At 45.0% G+C, this 21892-nt stretch carries 16 protein-coding genes and 1 other annotated feature; of the genes, 7 read left to right on the top strand and 9 right to left on the bottom strand.

What is annotated here, in order from left to right:
* Positions 1-3: 3 nt before the first annotated feature.
* Positions 4-807: a DUF169 domain-containing protein gene (locus AB3351_RS06505; RefSeq protein ID WP_371146325.1), complete on the bottom strand. Its 804-nt coding sequence runs from the start codon at positions 805-807 to the stop codon at positions 4-6.
* Positions 808-990: 183 nt separating this feature from the next.
* On the opposite strand from AB3351_RS06505, the gene AB3351_RS06500 reads away from it, so the two are divergent.
* The 4 genes from AB3351_RS06500 to AB3351_RS06485 all read left to right on the top strand — a co-directional run bounded on the left by AB3351_RS06500 (position 991) and on the right by AB3351_RS06485 (position 6371).
* Positions 991-2304, top strand: coding sequence for a BaiN/RdsA family NAD(P)/FAD-dependent oxidoreductase (locus tag AB3351_RS06500; RefSeq protein ID WP_371146324.1), 1314 nt, complete (start codon positions 991-993; stop codon positions 2302-2304).
* Positions 2305-2308: 4 nt separating this feature from the next.
* Entirely contained in the window at positions 2309-4216 is a 1908-nt protein-coding gene (locus AB3351_RS06495; protein ID WP_371146323.1) for a DUF294 nucleotidyltransferase-like domain-containing protein, read from the top strand.
* 266 nt (positions 4217-4482) lie between these two features.
* Positions 4483-4842, top strand: a complete 360-nt coding sequence (locus AB3351_RS06490) for a DUF485 domain-containing protein (RefSeq protein ID WP_371146322.1) — start codon at positions 4483-4485, stop codon at positions 4840-4842.
* Complete coding sequence (locus AB3351_RS06485) at positions 4842-6371, top strand: solute symporter family protein (RefSeq protein WP_371146321.1); 1530 nt, start codon at positions 4842-4844, stop codon at positions 6369-6371. Before AB3351_RS06490 ends, AB3351_RS06485 begins: the two co-directional genes overlap by 1 nt.
* 279 nt (positions 6372-6650) lie before the next feature.
* Here AB3351_RS06485 and AB3351_RS06480 read toward each other — a convergent pair whose 3' ends face one another.
* From AB3351_RS06480 to trpB, 7 genes are all read right to left on the bottom strand, one after another.
* Positions 6651-8894, bottom strand: a complete 2244-nt coding sequence (locus tag AB3351_RS06480) for a septation ring formation regulator EzrA (protein ID WP_371146320.1) — start codon at positions 8892-8894, stop codon at positions 6651-6653.
* Between the two features lie 96 nt (positions 8895-8990).
* The gene (refZ, locus tag AB3351_RS06475; protein ID WP_371146319.1) at positions 8991-9617 is read right to left on the bottom strand and encodes a forespore capture DNA-binding protein RefZ; all 627 of its coding nucleotides are present in this window, start codon (positions 9615-9617) and stop codon (positions 8991-8993) included.
* Between the two features lie 27 nt (positions 9618-9644).
* A complete protein-coding gene (locus tag AB3351_RS06470; protein ID WP_371146318.1) occupies positions 9645-10304 on the bottom strand; it encodes a TVP38/TMEM64 family protein in 660 nt (219 codons plus the stop codon).
* Between the two features lie 110 nt (positions 10305-10414).
* Positions 10415-11398, bottom strand: coding sequence for an MBL fold metallo-hydrolase (locus AB3351_RS06465; protein ID WP_371146317.1), 984 nt, complete (start codon positions 11396-11398; stop codon positions 10415-10417).
* Positions 11399-11492: 94 nt separating this feature from the next.
* Positions 11493-13763, bottom strand: coding sequence for a sensor domain-containing diguanylate cyclase (locus tag AB3351_RS06460; RefSeq protein WP_371146316.1), 2271 nt, complete (start codon positions 13761-13763; stop codon positions 11493-11495).
* Positions 13764-13837: 74 nt separating this feature from the next.
* A complete protein-coding gene (locus AB3351_RS06455) occupies positions 13838-14455 on the bottom strand; it encodes a histidine phosphatase family protein (RefSeq protein ID WP_371146315.1) in 618 nt (205 codons plus the stop codon).
* A 154-nt stretch (positions 14456-14609) separates the two neighbouring features.
* Positions 14610-15803 (bottom strand): tryptophan synthase subunit beta, encoded by a 1194-nt coding sequence (gene trpB, locus AB3351_RS06450; protein WP_371146314.1) that lies wholly within the window; start codon positions 15801-15803, stop codon positions 14610-14612.
* A gap of 122 nt (positions 15804-15925) precedes the next feature.
* Here trpB and AB3351_RS06445 point away from each other — a divergent pair, with 122 nt between their 5' ends.
* Positions 15926-16840 carry a DMT family transporter gene (locus AB3351_RS06445; protein WP_371146313.1) on the top strand — a complete coding sequence of 305 codons (915 nt, stop codon included), beginning with the start codon at positions 15926-15928 and terminating at the stop codon, positions 16838-16840.
* A gap of 238 nt (positions 16841-17078) precedes the next feature.
* Positions 17079-17675, top strand: coding sequence for a 30S ribosomal protein S4 (gene rpsD, locus AB3351_RS06440; RefSeq protein ID WP_371146312.1), 597 nt, complete (start codon positions 17079-17081; stop codon positions 17673-17675).
* Between the two features lie 126 nt (positions 17676-17801).
* Here the strand turns inward: rpsD and tyrS are convergent, their stop codons facing one another.
* Positions 17802-19064: a tyrosine--tRNA ligase gene (gene tyrS / locus AB3351_RS06435; RefSeq protein WP_371146311.1), complete on the bottom strand. Its 1263-nt coding sequence runs from the start codon at positions 19062-19064 to the stop codon at positions 17802-17804.
* Between the two features lie 48 nt (positions 19065-19112).
* Positions 19113-19346, bottom strand: a binding site (T-box leader).
* Between the two features lie 118 nt (positions 19347-19464).
* Here tyrS and AB3351_RS06430 point away from each other — a divergent pair.
* The gene (locus tag AB3351_RS06430; protein WP_371146310.1) at positions 19465-21882 is read left to right on the top strand and encodes a transglycosylase domain-containing protein; all 2418 of its coding nucleotides are present in this window, start codon (positions 19465-19467) and stop codon (positions 21880-21882) included.
* The last annotated feature ends 10 nt before the right edge of the window (positions 21883-21892 follow it).

Here is a 21892-nt window from a genome sequence, read left to right as displayed (position 1 = left end):
TCTTTATTCTTCTTCCCACATTTTATTTAGCTTCTCATATGTTGCTGGATACTTAGCTTGATATTGAAGGAAATTCGGAATTGGATAACGAACGCCACCTTTATGAGTGCCAGCAAACCCGGCCATCACATCTTCACTCATACGATACGGAAACGAGAACGCCATTTCATGGTCATATGTCTGACCGAACACTCGGTCACCATAACAAGGCAAAATAACCTGAGGGCTATCTGTCTGTATCGTTCGTATCACGATATCGGCACAGTCTGCACGTGCTGAGAACTCTGAGGTAATCGCGCCTCCCGTTCTGAATAACGACGCTGCTACCATACGCATCACTTGAGCTGAATTACCATATACGACAATCACATCCGGTTCAAAAGCTGCGCGGCTCAATGGACCGACAACAATCGTGCCGCTCTCCTCTTTTGTAAAAGAGGGTACTTCATCTTCAGTTAACTTGGCACAAGCCAATGTCTCGGCATACATGCCATGCGCCAAGTTCCCTTCTTTGTAAAACGGAAGCGGCTCTTCAAAATGAAAAGCTGCCTTTGCAATCGGACAGGATAGGTCTTCTCCGCCCATCGCAATCGTCCAACCGTAGCGGCGTGACATCGTAATGCCCTGACAAATACTTAATTGAACCTGCATATCACGAAGTGGGCGTTTTGCTTTAGGAGGAATTTCTTCGCCTGGGCGGAGTACTCGGATTGCCAATGGAAAAGTATCAGGGCGCACATGCTTCTCAATCTCCTGATTCATATGTTGCAGTTTCTCTTTTAATGATGAATGAATGATTTCAGCCATTTCTTCTTCTCTCCCTTTCACTAGAATATTTATTATATTCTATCTTTTTTGTTAATTTCCTCTTTTTCTGTTTCTTTTTATGTTAGAGTTGCAATCTGAGCCGAATCCTGGCAAGAATAGATACATGTGAAAAAAATGTACAAGATCAGAGCTGCTTCAGCTATAAAAAGGAAGGTGTTTTCTATGTCACACTGGGATGTCATCGTAATCGGCGGGGGTCCGGCCGGGCTGATGGCCTGTGTCGCTGCCGCCTCTCATAATGCCCGTGTGCTTTTGATTGATAAAGGGAATAAGCTGGGCCGAAAATTAATGATTTCAGGTGGTGGACGCTGTAATGTAACCAATGCCAAACCGCTCGAAGAATTAATGAAAAATGTACCCGGCAACGGTAAATTTCTATTCAGTGCTCTACATACTTTTGGCAATCAGGAGATTATCGATTTTTTTACCGGGCTTGGTATTGCGTTAAAGGAAGAAGATCGGGGCCGGATGTTTCCTGTAAGTGATAAGGCCAAAACGGTAGTCGATGCGCTGCTTGGCGAAGTACAGCGTCTCGGTGTCTCCTTCCGTGTAAACGAGCCTGTCAAACAATTGTTATACAATGACAGTGGCGTAGAAGGTGTCGAGCTTCTCTCCGGCGAAATCATACCTTGTCAACATGTGATTGTCGCAACAGGCGGAGCTTCTGTACCAACTACCGGATCTACCGGCGATGCATACCCGTGGGCGCGTACCGGGGGCCATACAGTTACCGAATTATTTCCAACGGCCGTGCCTCTTACCGCAGCAGATACGTATATCAAGGAAGCACGAATGCAAGGCTTATCACTGCGTAGCGTCTATCTTACCCTCTGGAGTCCAAAAGGTAAAAAGGTGTGTACGGAAGAAGGTGATATGCTGTTCACCCACTTCGGCATCTCCGGACCTGCGGTCTTGCGTGTCAGCCACTATGTGTCTGTCACGCAGCGTAAATTTGGCCCGGTGCCGCTTCACCTAACCGTCGATATTCTACCGGATAAAACGGTAGACGAGATCGACAAAGAAACTCTATCTCTTATGGAAGAAGAGTCGAAGAAAACGGTGAAAAACGTACTCCGCACCTATCTGCCTCAACGTCTGCTCCAGCTCGTTCTTGAGATGGCCGAAATCGATGAAGATACGACATATGCACACATCTCGCGCGCCAAATGGAGAGAAATGGCACGGCTCATGAAGCAATTTCCCGTAACGGTTACAGGTACGCTCCCACTCGAACAGGCTACAGTGACAGGAGGTGGAATCAGCGTTAAAGAAGTAGATCCGAAAAGCATGCAATCCAAAATAAAACGCGGTCTCTTCTTTGCAGGTGAAGTGCTTGATGTGCACGCGCATACAGGCGGCTATAACATCACTGTTGCATTTACAACCGGTCATGCAGCCGGCTTAGCTGCTGCCAAACAAGCCCTAGCGATTGAAGAAAGTTTTGTTCCGCTGAAACAAAAGAACAAGGGGCGATGAAGGGATGAAGGAAAGAATAAAAGAAATGTTACAGAAAAATGAGCTGTTTCGCTCGCTTCCGGAAGAAGCCATTGATAAGATGATTGCCGCATCCATGGTGGTAGAATATCCGAAGCATCATTTCGTCATTCATGAACGTGAGCAGGAAAACGATCTGTTTTTTTTGCTTGAAGGGATGGCAAAAAATATTATTCTCACGGATGAAGGGGAGGAGATTTCAGTCCGCTTCTACCATCCTGGAGAGCTTGCCGGTCTCATTAATACACTCGCAGAGGATCCTTCCCGCTTCTCTGTCCAAACAATAGAAGATTCCCGATTTCTTGTCATCAAGAAGGCGCTATTCAATCAGTTGGTACATGACTTCGCTCCCTTTGCTGAACAATTAACACATGATATCAGCAAAAGATTGCAGCATATGTATCATGCACTGACTATGGAATCCTCAGCACATCACCACGGATTCGAGACCTATCCATACCGTAAAAAGGTAGGCGAGATGATGGAAACCGCCATCGTCTCTCTTCCTCCTACCGCTTCTGTAGTCGAAACAGCTTCACTTATGCTGCGTGAGAAAATCAGCTCTGTGCTTGTACTCAAAGAAGAACAACTGCTCGGCATCGTAACAGAACGAGACTTGATTACGCTCCTTCCACAACATGAAACGATTGCTTCCCTGACCATTTCAGACATCATGAGCAAGGAAGTGATCACCATTTCAGAAAACGCCTATTTCTATGAAGCCATGCTTATGATGATGAAACACCAAGTAAAGCACCTTCCTGTTCTCTTCAATAACCAAGTCAAAGGAATTATCACTCTTAAGAAACTCACCGACTTCCGCGGTCATTCGGTACTTAGCATCGTAAAAGACATAGATGATGCTACATCAATAGAACAGCTCGCAGAACAGCACGGGAAGATTACCACTTTTATTGATAGGATGATGAAAGAAGGGGCAGCGGCCTACGAGATCTGTTCCATTATTACTGAATTTAATGACCGAGTTCTACGGCAAATTATTGAACTGTCCGAGAGGAGCATGGTAGAAGAAGGGCTCGGCGCTCCTCCAACCGATTACTGCTGGATTACGATGGGCAGCGAAGGTCGCAAGGAACAGACGCTCAGTACCGACCAGGATAACGGAATTATTTATCCTGATATTGAAGATGAAGACCATCATATGGAAGTAGATGCCTATTTTGCAAGACTGGCAGAAAAGATTGTAGCCGGCTTAGAGTTATGCGGCTTTCCACGCTGTAAGGGTGACGTAATGGCAACGAACCGCAAGTGGCGTAAATCACTCTCCGGGTGGAAACGTATGGTCAACGCCTGGTTCTCTCATATGCAGGGCGAAGAGATCCGCATGTTTACTATTTTCCTTGATTTTCGGCCTGTCTACGGGCAAGCGGAGTTGGCACATGAGCTGCGGCATTACTTTTTAAGCCGCAAAAAAGACTTTCCATTCATTTATAATCTATTGGCTGAAGACGATGCCTCCTGCGGGGTACCGCTTGGCATGTTCGGGCGGATTATCTACGATAAAAAAATTAAAGACGGAATCGATATTAAAGGCGGAGCACTTGTTCACTTCGTTAATGCCATGCGCCTGCTCTCCATATTTGAAGGGATAGAAGCTGTATCGACACTTGAGCGACTCGAGAATCTAACTGCCCAACGCGTATTTACTAAAGAGGAAGAAGACGAGATACGAGATTCTTTTAATACACTGCTCCACTTCCGCATCCGAGAAAATATGAGACAGATAAAGCAAAATGAGCCGTTATCGAATGAACTTCATGTCGCTCGACTTCCTCGGGAAGATCAAATCCGTCTAAAGAAATCGCTTAGCACGGCTAAATGGCTGCAGCATAAACTCATTCGCCAATTCCAAGTGCGCGGCATCCGTAGTTAATACCTATAACACCAGTAAAAACGTGTAATACCTCCGATTGCCCTACTTTAATTAAGGTGAGAGGAGGTATTCATTCATATTGTCGTAATATGTCGAAAAAATTAAGTTTTCAAATTTTTATAAATATTTTACTATTAGTAAAGAGTTGTGAACACGCTTTCAGTGCTGTGTATATAACTTTATCAATCATTCATATAGGGGGTGAAGGATCTTTTACAGCCAGGACGAGACAGAGGATATATATTTATAGATTGGAGTGAGATTAGATGGCAAACCTTGCACAAAAGAAAACATCTAACACAGGGGGAAGTGGTGGGCAAAATATTGACTACTCAGCTATAGCCCGCAGTGATAAATTTCAACGATTAATGCAGCAAAAACGAAGCTTTATCGTCCCGATGTGCATCTTTTTCTTTGTTTTCTATTATACACTGCCAATTATGACATCCTATAGCAAAGTATTAAACACTCCGGCGATCGGCTCCATTACGTGGGCATGGGTCTATGCGTTTGGGCAATTCATTATGACATGGGCATTATGCATGATTTATTCTAAAAAAGCGACCTCCTTTGACCAATTAGCGGATGAGATTATAGAAGATCACCATAAAGGAGGCCGTAACTAATGGCATTTACTTTCTTTCTTCTTATTGTAGCTGCTACGCTTATTATCACTTATTTCGCTTCCAAAAAAACCAATACGACCAGTGAATTTTATACAGCAGGCGGCGGCCTGACAGGTTGGCAGAACGGCCTGGCAATTGCCGGCGATTATATGTCTGCCGCTTCCTTCCTCGGTATTGCCGGAGCAATCGCGCTTACCGGATTCGATGGATTCTTCTTCAGTATCGGCTATTTGGTAGCTTACCTTGTGGTATTGTATATTGTGGCTGAACCACTGCGTAATCTCGGTAAATATACGATGGCTGACATGATCGCAGCTCGCTTCGATAATGCAAAGGTTCGTAGTACAGCAGCGCTCAGCACGATTACGATTTCCATTTTTTATATGATTGCCCAACTTGTAGGGGCAGGCGCACTCATTAAGCTTCTTCTCGGATTAGACTATACAACCTCAGTGCTGATTGTTGGTACACTGATGACCGTATACGTTATCTTCGGCGGCATGACAGCAACCAGTTGGGTACAGATCGTCAAAGCTGTCCTGCTAATGTTCGGTACATTCTTAATCTCCGTCATGGTATTTGCAAAATTTAACTTCAATGTTCTTGAGATGTTCGAACATATGAAAACAGCTACGCCACTCGGCGAGACATTCCTAAATCCAGGTGTTAAATACAAGGATGGATTAGATACCATCTCGATCAATATCGCGCTCGTGCTTGGTACAGCAGGTCTACCACATATCTTAATCCGCTTCTTCACCGTAAAGGATGCAAAGACAGCACGTCAATCAGTTGTATACGCAACTTGGCTGATCGGACTATTCTACATCATGACGATCTTCCTCGGATTCGGTGCCGCAGCGCTTGTAGGAAATGATGAGATTATCGCAGCAAACAAAGCAGGGAACATGGCAGCACCACTGCTCGCCAAAGCATTGGGTGGAGATTTACTGATGGCATTCGTAGCTGCTGTGGCATTTGCAACCATCCTTGCTGTTGTAGCGGGTCTCGTACTGGCAGCAGCTTCCGCATTCGCTCATGATTTCTACAGCCATATTATCCGTAAAGGCAAAGCGACCGAAAAAGAGCAAATGGTGGCAGCACGCTACGCTTCCATCGGTGTAGCCATCCTCTCCGTTATTCTTGCACTGTTCGCACAGAAGATGAATGTTGCGTTCCTTGTGTCACTTGCCTTCTGCGTAGCGGCCAGTGCAAATCTCCCTGTTATCATCTTTACAATCTTCTGGCGCCGCTTTAATACGGCAGGAGCGATTACAGGGATGCTGGTTGGACTCTTTACCGCTCTTATTCTTGTGGCTGTAAGTCCAAGCGTGCTCGATCCGACTCCAGGCAAAGCGATTCTAACCGGAACGCCGCTGATTAGTTTAACAAATCCAGCTCTTATCTCTGTACCTGCCGGATTCATCGCCGCCTACCTTGGTGCCATCCTTTTCGGAAAACCAGAAAGCGATGCGAAATTTGATGAGGTTGTGGTAAAAGCTAATACAGGAATTCGCGAATCTGCGTAATGAATCTTTCTACTATGTAGAACAGAGGCCGCTTATCTAGGCGGCCTCTTTTTTTCAAAAAAATTTTTATCGTTTTTTTTAGTTTTGATGTTTAAACTCATATCGCACAGGGAAGTATATTAATGAACCTACTCCCCTTTGAAATTGCAACTGACTCTCACACCTCTACTCCCTTTTTGACACATCGATTATGATGTGTCACTTTTTTTGCCTATATAGTTTATATTAGCTGCACGACAAATAAAAAAAGGAAGCATTTCACTTCCCTTTTTTATCTTCTTATTCTTCTAACCCATATTTTGATTGGGAGAGGCGGAAGGCCTGGTCCGCTGCTGCATGCGCTTCCTCATATTCGGCCTCATGAAACGCCTTCTCAGCAGTCGCAAGCAACGCTGAAATTTCTTTATCATGGCGTCTAAAACGGTTGGTGCGCTGAATTTTATCTTCTGCCATCCGTATATCGCGGATCATTTCAGCTCCATCTTCAAGCAGTGTCGTTACCTGCTCCTTCGCTTCCTTCAACAAATGATCTACTTTTTGTATCTTTAACGGAATCTCCTGCAGAGCTTCTTCAACATTTCCAATTGCTTGACGACATAACGTGATATTGCTTGTAATTGTATAAGGCATCTTCGGCAGATGCAGGCGCTTGAGCTGTTGTTCTACACGAGCCACGCTACTGCGCAGATCATATACTTCTTCACGTGCCATGCGCTCTCCATGACGGAAGTCTTTCAACTCTTTCATAACGAGCTCACGTCGCTCCATCATTTGCGTAACACGTTCTGCTACCTGTGTAAGCGTTTCTCCATGGCGGTCGTAATTCTCTTTTGCCCCATCGCCATTAATCTGTTCAAGTGTATTCTCAATATCGGCTGCCACTTCAGGGATTTGCTGGTAGTAGTGAAACGCATCTCCATCTTCTACCTGATAGCGCTGAGCCAAATCATTAAGTTCACCTGCCAGGTATTCTTGATCCTGCCGTAGTGTATCTAGATAATATGGTAATTCCGTCATATACTGCCGATATTGGTGACGATTCATTACTATCTCTTCCATCGTCTGGTAGACGGCTTCAATCGCTTCACGAATTTCAAGGATAAGATTCTCTGCCTCTATTACCTTGCCTTCTTCAAATAGGACTGGAAGTTTCTCCGCCTTTCCACGAATCTTAACCAGGCGGGCGACAAAGAACTCTTCACCGCTCGTATAACCGCTCTCAACCATTTCTTTCGCGTCTTCATCAAGCTGACGAATTTCCTGATCCAAATCTTTAACAATTGTCTGGCGCAGCAGCGGCACCTTTTGCAAAAGCTCTATTACTGTCTGCTGCTCATCAACCAAAGATTGTAGACGATCACGCGCCTCCTCAAAATCACCCTTCTCTTCCGCTTGCTTTACGGTTTGGGACTCTCTGTCAAACTCATTCATCTGCTCTTTCAAAGAATGAAAGGAGACACCATATTGAATCCGAAGCTCGTCCAATCGACGTTCGTTCTTTTGTGCAAGCTGCACTGTCTCTTCCTTTAACGCAGCTACATCCTTGAGCGTCTCTCGTAATTTATCAAGTCGGATATGTAAATTGCGATAGTCATCATCAATACGCTGTAATTTATCTTTTGCTTCCTGAATGATCTCTTTTCCTCGCTTAAAGCGGAATTTCATCAGGTTCTCTTCGGCATCAACCAAAATAAGCTCGACATCTGCAATCGCATCTTTTTTCAGGTCATCTAATGAGGTTAGAATCGCCAAATATTTCTCCTTGATTCTACCTGGTTCCTTCTTCCATGAAGGATCAATCTCAAACGCGTTGAGCTGCTCAGCCACCTTCGTGCGCCACTCATCAACCTCATCAATTTCTTTAAGCGCGCGGCTTCGCTTCGTATAGGCATACATTGCTCCACCTAATGCAGCGACAATAAGCCCAAGCCCGATTAGAAGCCAGATTGGCCAAGAGGTTACTTTGTCAGCCGCTGCCGGAGCCGGTGCGCCTGCCGTTACAATCTGCTCCGTGCTGCCCTGCTTTTGGCCCTGTGACTGAAGTTCTTCATTCACCGCCCCTACAAAGGAGGTTGCTCCAGTCATTAGCATGCCCTGATTAGCATATGGTTCGAAATAATGCTCCATTTTACGCTGTAGAATTTCCTGGCTAATTCCCTTTTCTCGAAAATATTTTCCGCTAAGAATGACCATGGTTTTATCTTCTATAGACAACACCATCACCATTGTTTCATCTTCGACCGTGAATTTTTTCAGTAATTCCTGCGCATACTGCTCCAACGTTCCCGGTTTTGCATTCGCAATAGCCACCAGCTTGTACTTCTGCTTCATACCGGAAGCCTGCCGAGTAAATTCTTTCTCCTCCTCGCTCTTAATCAGGTTATTCACATCAATAACCGATTTACTCAGCGAAGTCGGCAGTTGAGCCGCCAGCGCATAAGTAGGGCTCACTAGAACGGCAAGCAGCATTATCCACACTATAAAAAAACGGTTTCTCCGTTGTAGTCTCTTATCGATCATCATGCCGTACTCCTTTGGGAAAAGTCAATCTACCTTATCTATATTAATTAGGTATGTGTTAAGGAAGTTCCTGCTTGAAAGTAAGTTTTCTTAAAAAACTTAGCGAAAAGTGTTGATTGGTGTCAGCATATGCTGCAAAAAGTTAGACGTATGCTGCACCATTTGCTCTACAAAGCTATCATCTAGCGGCTCTAAATAAAACACCTCACGGATAATCTGCGGATATGTATATGGAAAACTAGTGACCGCCATCAATTGAATCACGATGCCGTCCACCTTTAACACAGGAAATTCCCCCTCTGCAATTCCCTCTTCAATCACAGCGGTAAAATAATGCTTAAACCGGGCTAGATACGTACTCATAATCTCTCGCCCAAGCATAGACTCTACTGATAGCTCACGTTGGATCAACCGTGCGACCCGATAGGATTCACATTGGAAGCGAACCAACCTCTCCACCATGCGATGCAGCAGTTCAGAAAGCGATTCCTGTCCGCTATCCGAGCGGCAATCATCAAATCGCTGAAACATACTCTCATAATAATCAATCATGACATATTCAAGCAGTCCTTTTTTACTCTTAAAATAATAAGAAATCAGCGCAACGTTCACCCCTGCCTTGCATGCGATTTGTCGAGTAGTCGTGCCGTCAAATCCTTGCGAATCAAATAATTCGACCGCAGCTTCTACAATTTTTTGTTTCGTCAGCTTCGGTGAACGCTTCACAGACTCTCCCCCTAAAAAAACCTTGCTTTATAAGAGCAAGGTTGATTTTTTCTTCTTCACATAATGAATTCCAAGCATAAATAAGCCAAGACCAAGCACAATCAAGAATAACTCGCCCTTGTACTGTTCCCAATTCATAAGATAGTGACCCAAAACAGATTCTAGGAACACTACCGGTCCTTTGCCAAGTAACGTCGCAAACAAAAAAGCTTGAAATGATACGCTTGAAATGCCCGCCGCTGTATTAACCATGCTTGATGGCATCACTGGAATAAAGCGAGATAGAAGGATAATCATAAAACCTTTTGTCTCAGCATACCGATTCAGCTTCTTCATGAAAGAATGGTGGCCAATCTTTTTCTCCGCCCAGTCTCGCCCTATATAGCGTGCCACTAAAAAATTTATGAGCGCTGCCAAAACCGCGCCGATCCAGCCGATAAAGAAACCCGGCCACACACCAAAAGCAAGCACATTAGCCCCTGCAAGCAGGACAAAAGGAATTACAGGAAAAAACGTCTGTATAACCATTGCTGCAATTGCTATAAGAAAGGCAATCCAGCCGTACGATTGAATATGTACAGCAATCTGTTCAAGGTTCCCTGTACGAATGATCTGTCCAAATGTTGTCTGCATAATCAGATAGATTATAATAACAAGGACAAGGGCAGAAACCAATAGACGCTTCAACCCATAGCCTCCCTCATAATAGCACATTTTGTTCTTTTCATTATATCACTAAAAAATAAAAAATCCTCTCTTTCCTAAAGGGTTTTAGCGACAAATTCTAGCTTATCTACTTATTTACACTGCCGATAACGATATACTCCCGCCTCTTCCGCCCATCCGAACTCAATCTGTCCTCTTTCTACCAAAAGATCCAGATGCCCCAACGTTTCCGAAAATGTAAGCGGAAGCTCTTTAATATAGATGGATGGAAATAAAAGTGCGGAAAGTCCAAATACCGTCTTCTCCCCTTCCGCAAGCAAATCATACATCCGCATCGCCTTCTCATCACTACGCTGTAAACGCTGAGCGATCAGTTCGGCCGGATTCTCTATATAATCGCCATGAGCCGATAGCATACGGCGAATCGGTAGCTCGGCGATTCGCTGCATCGCCTCACGATAGACAAGCAGTGGTTTTGGTCGTATACGTCCAGAGTTCATTGGGGGCTCTAAAAAAGCATTAGAAGAAATTTCTTTAATAAGGAAGTCCCCGGATAGCATAATCTGATCCCGCTCTCTGTATAATGCCAGATGGTTTTGCGTATGCCCAGGTGTAGATACATATTGCCACTCACTGTCCCCTTCAAAGGTCTCTCCACCTTCTACCGTCTTATGCACAGGAGCCGGTTCGCTGTATATATTCATCATTTCTTGGAACCGTGCCACATAACTAAGCATTTTAGACGGTACACCATTCTGCTCATACAATGTATAGAAGAAATCGTTATGATGCTTCATAAATGCTTCGTCCATCGTTACATAAGGAACTACACCTGGATGTGTGAGAACAGTAGCATCAGAGCGTCTTACTACTTCCGCTGTTAAACCAGCATGATCAACATGCTGATGGGTTAAAAATACATAATCAATATTATGCCACGCCAGTCCGTTCTGCTTGAGGAATCCCTCAAGCAGCTCATACGCTTCTTTCGTTTTCGGACCCACATCGACCAGCGTACAGCTCTCTCCTTTTAGCAGAAATACATTGATGGGACCTACACTAAATGGCGTAGGAATACGCAGCTCGATTACTTCTGTGCCTTGACTTGTATTCATAATTTCCTCCTTTATGACTGAATGTTCATTCATGTATAGGGGAAGAAAGAAGCTTCGACACGCGAAGCTCTCTTCCCTCTTTCATCGATTATTTCTATACCAGTTCTGCTACACATACTTGATTTCTTCCTGTACGCTTGGCTTTATACAACGCCTCATCAGCAAGCTGAAACAACTGCTGCACATCGCCCGTCTCTTCGTCCTCCTCTTTGATCCAAGCGGCCACCCCGCTAGAGATCGTAACAGACGGTGATGTCTTATGCATGATATTAATCCGAAGGCGCTCTGCCACCTGATGAGCGATATCCGGCTGTACTTTGGGCAGATAGACAGCCATCTCTTCGCCTCCCCAACGGGCTGCGATGTCGGAAGCGCGGATGGAAGCCTGAAGTTCGTTGGCTACCTGAATTAGAATTTCATCGCCTGTTTGATGTCCGTATGTGTCATTAACATTCTTAAAATGATCGACATCAATTAAGATAAGGGAGCCGCATATATCCCGCTTTTGGGAATGACGGATGCTGTCGTACAAATACTTACGATTATACAAGCCTGTAAGATTATCTGTTACAACCATCCGTTCTACCTCGGCATGCAGCGAAGCGTTCGTCACAGCTACCTTTACATGACGGGATAGCATCTCTAGCCGTTTAAAGTCATCGAACGTATAACGATTCGGCGTAGAATCCAATAGAAGAATGGCGCCTTTTACTTCTTCTTTCTCAAGTAAAGGAACTGCCATTAGTGATTCATACGTAAACGAAGCGATCTGCATTTCCCGATCCGCACCACTTGCCAGTAGAATCGGCTCTTTTTTCACAAATAATTCATGTAGTTTTCCAAAGGCGGGTATCGGCGGTAAAATGTATTCTTCAGCATCATCTTGGTCAGAAGCCCGCATGACGAATGCCTCCTCTTCATCTGACCAAGAAAAAATACAGCAGTGTTCCGTACGGAATGATTCCGTTAATTTACGTGTAATAAAAGCTAAAAGATCGTTTAGTTTAATGTTTTTGTTCAACTGACTTGTCATCTCATCGATCAGCAATAATTCTTTGATCAATCTACGAGATTGCTCGTATAGCTGCGCATTCTCAAATGCATTACCGGCTGTATCAGCAAGCATCGTAATGTATTCGACTTCACGCAGAGAAAGGGACACCGACTTGGCACTAAACAGCTCCAGCACGCCGTATACCCCTTGTTTGCCCCTCAGCGGAGCGGCAAGTGTCAAAGTCCGTGCACCGTCGGAACGCGCAATTACGGTCCGCGCCTCCATAAAAGCTTGAGCGCTTACGCTATTTCCATCAATCGAGATTGAAAATTGCTTTACAGGCAGGGCCGTAGAAAATGAATCATGCGACATCCATAAATCTACGCCCATATCCGGATATAGTTTTCTCATATTCTCAATAACAGCCTGCAGGACATCATCCACATTAATCGAAGAGTGAAATTTCTTCGTAATTTCAAATAACATCGCCTGCTTTTGCTCATCACGCTGCGCACGCATATGCAATGTAGAATTATGCACAGCCGGGCTCAATCTTTTAGTAAACCGACAGACGAATCGCTCTTCCTGAGTTGAAAACGGCTGCAGCCTATCACGTATTACAGCGAGAAAGCCAATGGTCTTCTCCTGATGACGAAACGGAGCGATTAACCAGGCTTCATTAAACGGTGTCTTCAATCGCAGCACGCTATCTAGGTCTAGGTCGCCATTGCGCAGAATCATGCGCTCGTCTGAAAAATGGGTAACAATATCTTCATATACTGTTTGAGAATTGTAGATGACTTCGGATTGCCACTGTGGAAGCTTCGTTTCGCTTGAAGACCAACGCGGAAGCAAGCTATCCTGCTCCTCGTCAAAAACAAAGGCGATACAGTCACTCAATGCTAAATTACGGGCAGCCCGCTGCACAATCGTCTGCATCACATTATCAAGATGCAGGTTTTGATTGACCGTCTGAATACAGGAGTTCACTTCCTCCTCAATGTACTGCTCTTGCATAAAGCGAAACACACCAGAAAGCCCTTGCAAAAAGATATCGATCGCATTCCGATCGACAGATAGCGGGAGAATAACACCTAAACAGCTAGAAAACCATACGTTCTCTAAAATGGGTAACGTAACAGCAAACTGTCCATTTCCCAAATCAGTACACATCTGCTCTCCATTTGCTGAAACCGGATACACTTCCTGTATCGCACAGGCTGGATTTCCTATTTTTTCATACGCTAAGACTCTGCCTGTTGTATCTGCAATATATACCCATCCTTCTACCACTAAAAAAGATGGGAGGGAAACAACCTGATAGCTTTTTCGAAATGCACTAATAATTTGTTCTGTATATGCATGGCTCAAAAAAGCTCCCCCTTGATGATTTAGTACATCTTCTTTCACGATCCCGCCTTCTTTCTCACTATACCGCTCTCTTACTAATTATCGAGATGGGTTCCGTCATTTACTATGTGAACCATCCATGCCTCTTTTTCATATTGAATGTGGCTAAGCGAGGTGTTACTAAGTTTCGTCTTACCTGTACCGTGAAATCCACCACTCATATGATGAAGCATAGCATTAATTAATCCACCATGGCTGACCACAAGAATATGTTCAGCATCGCTCTCTTTCAGAATGTCTGAAAGACAAGCGAGCCCGCGCTGCTGTAGCGCCGCATAGGTCTCGATGTTATACCTGCTCTCTGTATCAATCCACGGGTCGAAATCCGGATACTTCTCACGGATCGTACGAAAATCTTTTCCTTCCCAATCCCCGTAATTTCGCTCCCGCAGCTCTGCATGACGACATACGGAAAGCTGAAGTGCTGAGGCGGCTGCACAGGCGGTATCATATGCACGAACAAGGTCGCTAGAGCAAACTTGCGTAATCGGAAGCTGCCTTACTCTCTCAGCCAAGCGCCTTGCCTGTTCGTTCCCCCTCTTGTTCAACGGAATATCGCTGTGTCCTTGAATAAGGCGTTTCGCGTTCCATTCTGTCTCCCCATGCCGGACAAGGTAGATATGTTTCGCAGTAGTAGTAATAGAAGCTTCCATCCTTTCTTACATTCTTTTATTATCTATAATTATACGAAATATCAAACAATGTTTCACGTATTATTTCTATAGTTTTCCATTTCGCCTTACATTTTTTCAGATACACTAAGAAAAAGAGCCTGAATTGCAGCTTCAGGCTCTGTCCTATCTTCAGTTACCCCTGATTTCTTACCATATCAAACACTTGCTGGACATCTTTATCGCCACGACCGGATAAGTTTACAATAATAGACTGCTCAGAAGGCAGTGAGGGAGCAAGCTTCATCGCATAGGCTACCGCATGAGAACTCTCAATAGCTGGAATAATCCCTTCTGCCCGCGATAATGCATGGAACGCTTCAAGCGCTTCCTCATCGCTGATCGCTACATAATCAGCACGACCAATCGCTTTATAATAGCTATGTTCAGGACCTACACCCGGATAATCTAGCCCTGCGGCCACCGAATGAGTAGCGGCCGGCTCTCCGGTTTCGTCTTTTATCATATAGCACTTAAATCCATGAAGCGTACCAGGCTCCCCGGCTACGAGCGTCGCTGCATGCTCACCTGTCGCAAGACTCCTGCCGCCTGGCTCTACGCCTACGATCCGCACATCTTTATCGTCAAAAAACGGTGCAAATAACCCGATGGCATTGCTACCGCCACCAACGCAAGCAACAATATAGTCAGGCAATCGCCCTTCCCTCTCCAAATGCTGTGCACGTGCCTCCTGCCCGATGATCGACTGGAAATGGCGTACGATTGTCGGGTACGGATGTGGGCCTACCGCAGATCCTAATAAGTAAAATGTCCTCTCATAATTCTGGGCATAATCCATAAGCGCAGCATCGACTGCTTCCTTTAGTGTGCGAGCACCCTCTTGTACCGGCACAACCTTCGCTCCTAGAAGCTCCATTCGGAACACGTTAAGCGCTTGGCGCCGCGTATCCTCTTCACCCATATATACCACACACTCCATGCCAAACATGGCACACGCCGTAGCGGTTGCCACACCATGCTGCCCGGCACCCGTCTCAGCAATGACACGTTTTGCGCCCATCCGCTTGGCAAGCAGCACCTGTCCCATTACATTATTAATTTTGTGAGCACCCGTATGATTTAAGTCTTCACGCTTTAAATAAATCTTAGCGCCACCCAGCTTATCGGTTAACCGCTGTGCATAGTACAGCGGATTCGGTCTTCCTACATATTCTTTTAAATAGTACTGTAATTCTTCATTAAATTCGTCATCATCTTTATACTGCTCAAATGCCTGCTCCAAATGATCAAGGGCCGCCTGCAGCGGTTCAGGAACAAAGCTTCCTCCGAACTCTCCAAAATATCCTTTTTTCACTTCTACTTCACTCATCTGTCTGGCTCCTCTCAACTTGTCTTCACAATTTTTTGTACATTGCTTTGCTGGATATTGTACTATATCTATAGTATCTTTTCATCCTTTTTATATTTCCAAAGAAAGAAGGCGTCACACTAGTGAATATAGAGAGATTTTTCACACATCGGGCAAGCATTGCAGCCATCGCAGTGTTTGTCTGTTTTTTATGGGGGAGCGCATTTCCGTTTATTAAATTAAGCTATACACTCCTCGATATTGGACCGAGTGAGTTTTTTGAACAAATCTTATTTGCCGGCTATCGCTTTTTTCTTGCCTCGCTGATGCTTGCTATCCTGCTTATCATTAAAGAAAAGCGGATTTCTTTTGTCAAAGGCTCCCTACCGGCCCTTCTACAAGTTGGATTTTTTCAAACGACACTGCAATACATTTTGTTTTATATCGGGCTTAGCTACAGTACAGGAATTCAAGGGTCAATCATTGCCGGGTCAAGCACGTTTTTCTCCGTCATTCTCGCCCACTATATGTACGCCAATGACCGCATCAGCACCCGACGACTCATCGGGCTTTTGCTTGGATTTATCGGCGTGGTGCTTGCAAGCAGTAGCCGCGGCACGCTCCGCCTTTCATTTGGCCTTGGTGAACTTGCTCTGTTGATTTCGGCCTTCGCAAACTCGATGGGCGGCATTCTGGCGAAAAATAGAGCAGCGAAAATGGGAACGCTCTATCTCACTGCTTATCAGATGATGCTCGGCTCGCTTGTCCTGCTTGCGCTTGGCATGAGCGGTGCTGGATGGCAGCCGTTTCACTTTTCTTTAGAAGCAGTATGGTACCTGATTTATCTTGCCTTTCTTTCCGCCGCCGGATTCGTTTTATGGAATACGTTGTTAAAGTACAATAAAGTAGGTACTGTATCTATGTACTTCTTTCTTATTCCCGTATTCGGTGTTTTACTATCCACTCTACTGCTCAAAGAAGCACTTCACAGCATCGTCTTTCTTTCGCTTCTGCTTGTGGTGACTGGTATCATTATCGTAAACAGAGAAAAAAGTTGACTTCCATCTATAAGCAAGTATAATAATAGTTATGTGTTTTACACAGGGTAGCAATGATTGTAGGTAAAAACGTCTGGTTAATTCGTTAGCTTCCTCCCTTGGAGCTGCGGCTGTACCAATCTCCAATGGAGCATGCGGCGGAAACGCTACCGTCCGAAGAGCATGCGGCAAAGTTTAGGAACTCGCCAGGCGGAAGTAAACACCTATTAAATCTATATACAAAGGAGAACGAAAACTTATGGCACGTTATACTGGACCTCGCCACAAGCTGGCTCGTCGTCTGGGTATCTCCCTCGACGGAACAGGCAAAGACATTAAACGCAACTTCCCACCGGGACAACATGGACATGGACGTCGTAAAATGAGCGAATATGCGCTTCAGCTGACTGAAAAGCAAAAGCTTCGCCACATGTACGGCATGATGGAAAAACAATTCCGCAAACTGTTTGATGATGCAAACAAAATGTCCGGCGTTGTTGGTGAAAACTTCATGAAATTGCTTGAATCCCGTCTGGACAACCTTGTGTACCGTCTTGGTTTTGCAACATCTCGTCCGGCTGCTCGTCAGCTAACAACTCACGGTCACATCACAGTAAACGGCAAGAAAGTGGACATCCCTTCTTACCGTGTAAAACCAGGCGATGTAATCGGCCTGCGTGAGAAAAGCCGCAACCTGCAAATCGTAAAAGAATCTCTAGAAGTTCGTGCATTCCTGCCGAACTACCTGAGCTTTGACGAAGCGAAAATGGAAGGTACGTACACTCGTCTTCCAGATCGTGAAGAATTACCGGCTGAAATCAATGAAAAACTAATCGTTGAGTTCTACTCCCGTTAATCGGAAAGAACACAACTGGAACCCACCTGCGCTATGCTGGTGGGTTTTTTATATAAATAGCATGGTAAAAACGGGATGATGTACTTCATTCCGTTTTTACCATGCTCTGCTTTTGGTGAGAGGCTCTTATTTTACAACTACTTTTGCAAACTTGCGCTTGCCGACCTGAACGATCATTCCTTCCTCTACGGCAACATGATCATCCACAGAAGCAACTTTTTCTTCATTGATCTTTACTGCGCCCTGCTGAACCATGCGGCGTGCTTCCGCATTAGACGGTACAAGCTGCAGTTCGGAAAGGAGCTTCACAATCCACAGTTTTCCGTTTTCTAATGCAGCTGCCGATATTTCCTTCTCAGGAATATCCGTTGGAAGCGCCCGCTGCTGGAACACCGTTTTGAAATGATTCTCAGCATCGGCTGCCGCTTCTTTGCCCCAATACATCTGCACGAACGTGCGGGCCAGTCGCATCTTCGCATCACGCGGGTGAATCGTACCATCCGCAAGACCTTTTTTCAGGCTTTCCAATTCCTCAAGCGACACATCGGTTGCCAGCTCATAATATTTCACCATCAACTCATCTGGAATCGACATCGCTTTACCATAAATCTCATTCGGCGGCTCGCTGATTCCGATGTAGTTCCCTAAGCTTTTGCTCATCTTCTGTACGCCGTCTAACCCTTCAATAATAGGCATCGTCAGAGCGCATTGCTGTTCTTGGCCGTATTCCTTCTGCAGTTGACGACCCATGAGCAGATTGAACTTCTGGTCTGTTCCACCAAGTTCCACATCACTCTCCAACGCTACAGAATCATATCCTTGCATAAGAGGATAGAAGAATTCATGAATGCCGATTGGCTGATTGCTGCTGTAGCGCTTCTCAAAATCATCGCGCTCTAACATGCGGGCCACTGTCATTTTGGCAGATAAGCCAAGGACTTCGGCAAACGTCATAGGGGAAAGCCATTGACTGTTGTATTTCACTTCCATTTTTTCGGCATCAAGAATTTTGGCGAACTGCTCTACATACGTTGCCGCATTCGCTTTTACCTGCTCCTCGGTTAACTGCTTACGCGTCTCCGACTTTCCACTAGGATCGCCAATACGCCCGGTAAAATCCCCGATTAGCAGCTGCACTGTATGCCCAAGCTCCTGAAATTGACGCAGCTTATGCAGCACAACCGTATGACCGACATGGATATCTGGCGCAGATGGATCAAGTCCCAGCTTTATTTTTAAAGGCTTGCCGGTCACAACTGAACGTTCCACCTTTTTGCGCATATCTTCTTCCGGAACAATCTCTGCTACGCCGCGGCGGATGATGGCCATCTGCCGTTCTACCTCTCGCACCTGCTCTTCTGTCAGGTTGATTGTATTCTCTCCACTCATTTCGCTACCTCCTGTTTCTTCTATAAAATAAAAAAAACCCGTTCCCAAAAAAGGGACGAGTTTGCTCGCGGTACCACCCTTACTTAAGGACCGAAGTCCTTCGCTCATACGAATAACGGCCCATGTTGGTGTAAGCCGTCCATTCCGCACCACAATATGTACGGCATGGAATCCGCTCCCGTGCTGTATTTCACGACTTAGCCGGGTCGGTTCGCACCTCCCACCGACTCTCTGCTGCTCCCAGGTCTTAAGCCACTACTGATACACGTTCATTGCGAATACAATGATATTGTTTTGACGTTATCCTCATAATAACTAAAAACAACACCACATTGCAACATTTATCATCTTATCTCGTCTTTATGATATAATGTTGCTGTTATTTGTAAGGGGGAGTTATATGGATAAACAAAATGATCCTGCCAATACACCAGACAGGCGGAGACGTAAAAAAAGCTTCTGGCATACTCTTCTTGTTATTTTTCAAGTCTCTGCCATTTTGTTCTTCATGGGCGTATTGTTTGCAGGTGGTGCCGCCGCTGGCTATATCGCTTCACTTGTTAAATCAGATCCGGTTCGCAGTTATAATGAGATTTACGAAAAAATCTCTGCTAATAATCTAACCGGGTTCGCTTATTTCAGAGATAAGAAAATGATTGGCCAGTTAATCACAGCGGAAGACCGGCGCCTCGTATCGCACAAGGAAGTCTCGCCTCATCTGATTGACGCTATTATTTCTACTGAGGACAAGTATTTCTATGAACACAACGGGATCGTACCATCCGCTATCGCGCGCGCCGCGATTCAGCAAGTTACGAATTCACCCGTTCAAACCGGAGGAAGTACACTTACCCAGCAATTAATTAAGCAGACCATCCTTTCTCCAAAAGTTACACCGGAAAGAAAGTTCAAGGAAATCTTCCTTGCTCTTCGTATGGAACGAATGTTTAGCAAGGAACAAATTCTTGATGCTTACATTAATAAAATGTATTTTGGTCAGAATGCCAACCGTACGAACTTATATGGAGTACAGGCCGCTGCAAAAGGGATTTTTGGTGTTGATGCTAAAAATTTAAACATCGCTCAATCCGCTTATTTGGCAGGCATGCTGCAAGCTCCGTACTCGTATATTCCATTCGAGAAAATTAAAAAGAATGGACTCGCGCTTGGCTTAGACAGACAAAAACTTGTGCTCAGCCGTATGTTGGAAAACGGAAAAATATCCAAACAACAGTATGATGAAGCGCTGGCTTATGATATCAAAAAGAACCTGCTGACCAATCCGCCTCAGTCAGCCATCACGAAATATCCGTACCTCATGATGGAAATTGAGGAAAGAGCAGCTAAAATTCTGCTTGATCAGGATTTCGAAAAAAATCCTGAATTGAAAAATGAATCCTACAACAAACTGCTAGAAGAAAAGCGTATGGACGTCCGCCAAGGCGGCTATCACATCTATACAACAATTGATAAAAACATCTATGAGAAGATGCAGGCAATCGCTGCCGACTCCAGCAACTTTGGACCGGAGAAACCACCGATTAACGGCAAGCCGATGCCTGAACAAGTAGGTGCTGTTCTCATTCAGAACAAAACAGGCGCCATTCTCGGTATGATGGAAGGCCGCAACTTTAAACAGGAAAATACAAACCATGTCACTGCACCACGTCAGCCTGGTTCGGCCATTAAGCCAATAGGCGTATATGCACCTGCCATAGAAGAGGGGATCATCTCGCCCAACTCTACTGTAGTGGATGAAGAAACAACCTTCCCTGGCAACTGGACGCCTAAAAATAGCGGAAGTACCTTCAAAGGGCCGATGTCGGTACGCAGTGCTCTTGCTCAGTCCCGTAATATTCCAGCCGTCAAAGTATACTTTGAAACCGGGGTCCGCAAATCATTAGCGTACGTGAAAAAAATGGGCGTAAATACGATTGTAGATAACGATTATTATCTGCCGACTGCACTAGGTGGATTTACGCGCGGTATTTCTGTTGAAGAAATGACCAACGCGTATGCTACGTTCGCAAATGAAGGAAACTTCATTGACGCTTACCTGATTGATCATATCGTAAACAGCGAAGGTGAGAGCGTGTATCAGCATAAAGTACAGCCTGTGCGTGTATTCTCTCCACAAACATCCTGGATGATGACCGATATGATGCGCGATGTCGTAACAGGTGGTACGGCACGCAAAGTCGTGGCTCGCTATACACTCGGACGCGATGTAGCAGGTAAAACAGGTACGACGCAGGAAGACGGAGATAAATGGTTTGTCGGTTATACACCGGACATATCCCTTGGTGTGTGGATCGGTTACGACATGAAATATAAGCTCAACCGAAGCTCGCATGATAATGCGATGAGAGTCTGGGGTAAGACCTTCTCCACCCTTGTGAAGATGAATCCCGATCTGTCCCCTGCCGGTAATTATGCAAAACGTCCACCAGGCACTTCTATGGCGGCCATCTATAACGCTAATCTGGCGGCGTCCAAAAACCCTGCTTCTTATGGAAAAGTAGAGGAAAAGACGACGGAGACAGAGGAGAAGAAGACGACCGAGGAGAACAAAGAAAAAACCGAACAACCTACTACCGATGAGCAAACGGACAAAGACAAAAAAACCGAGGAAAATAAAAAAGACGGCGATACTGATCAAAAAACTGGTAAAGACGATAAACAGAAAAATGACAGCGATGATAAGAAAAACACCGAAGACGGTTCAAATAAAAAGCCGGATAAATCTTCTGGTGAACAACAAAAACCGTCAGATAAAAAGCCGGATAAAAAGGATAACAAAAAACCGGAAGAGGAATAACTCCTCTTCC

It is taken from the genome of Aneurinibacillus sp. REN35, from assembly GCF_041379945.2.
Taxonomy (GTDB): domain Bacteria; phylum Bacillota; class Bacilli; order Aneurinibacillales; family Aneurinibacillaceae; genus Aneurinibacillus.
The sequence above is the reverse complement of the archived record's forward strand: the minus strand, read 5'-3'. Positions and strand labels throughout refer to the sequence as shown.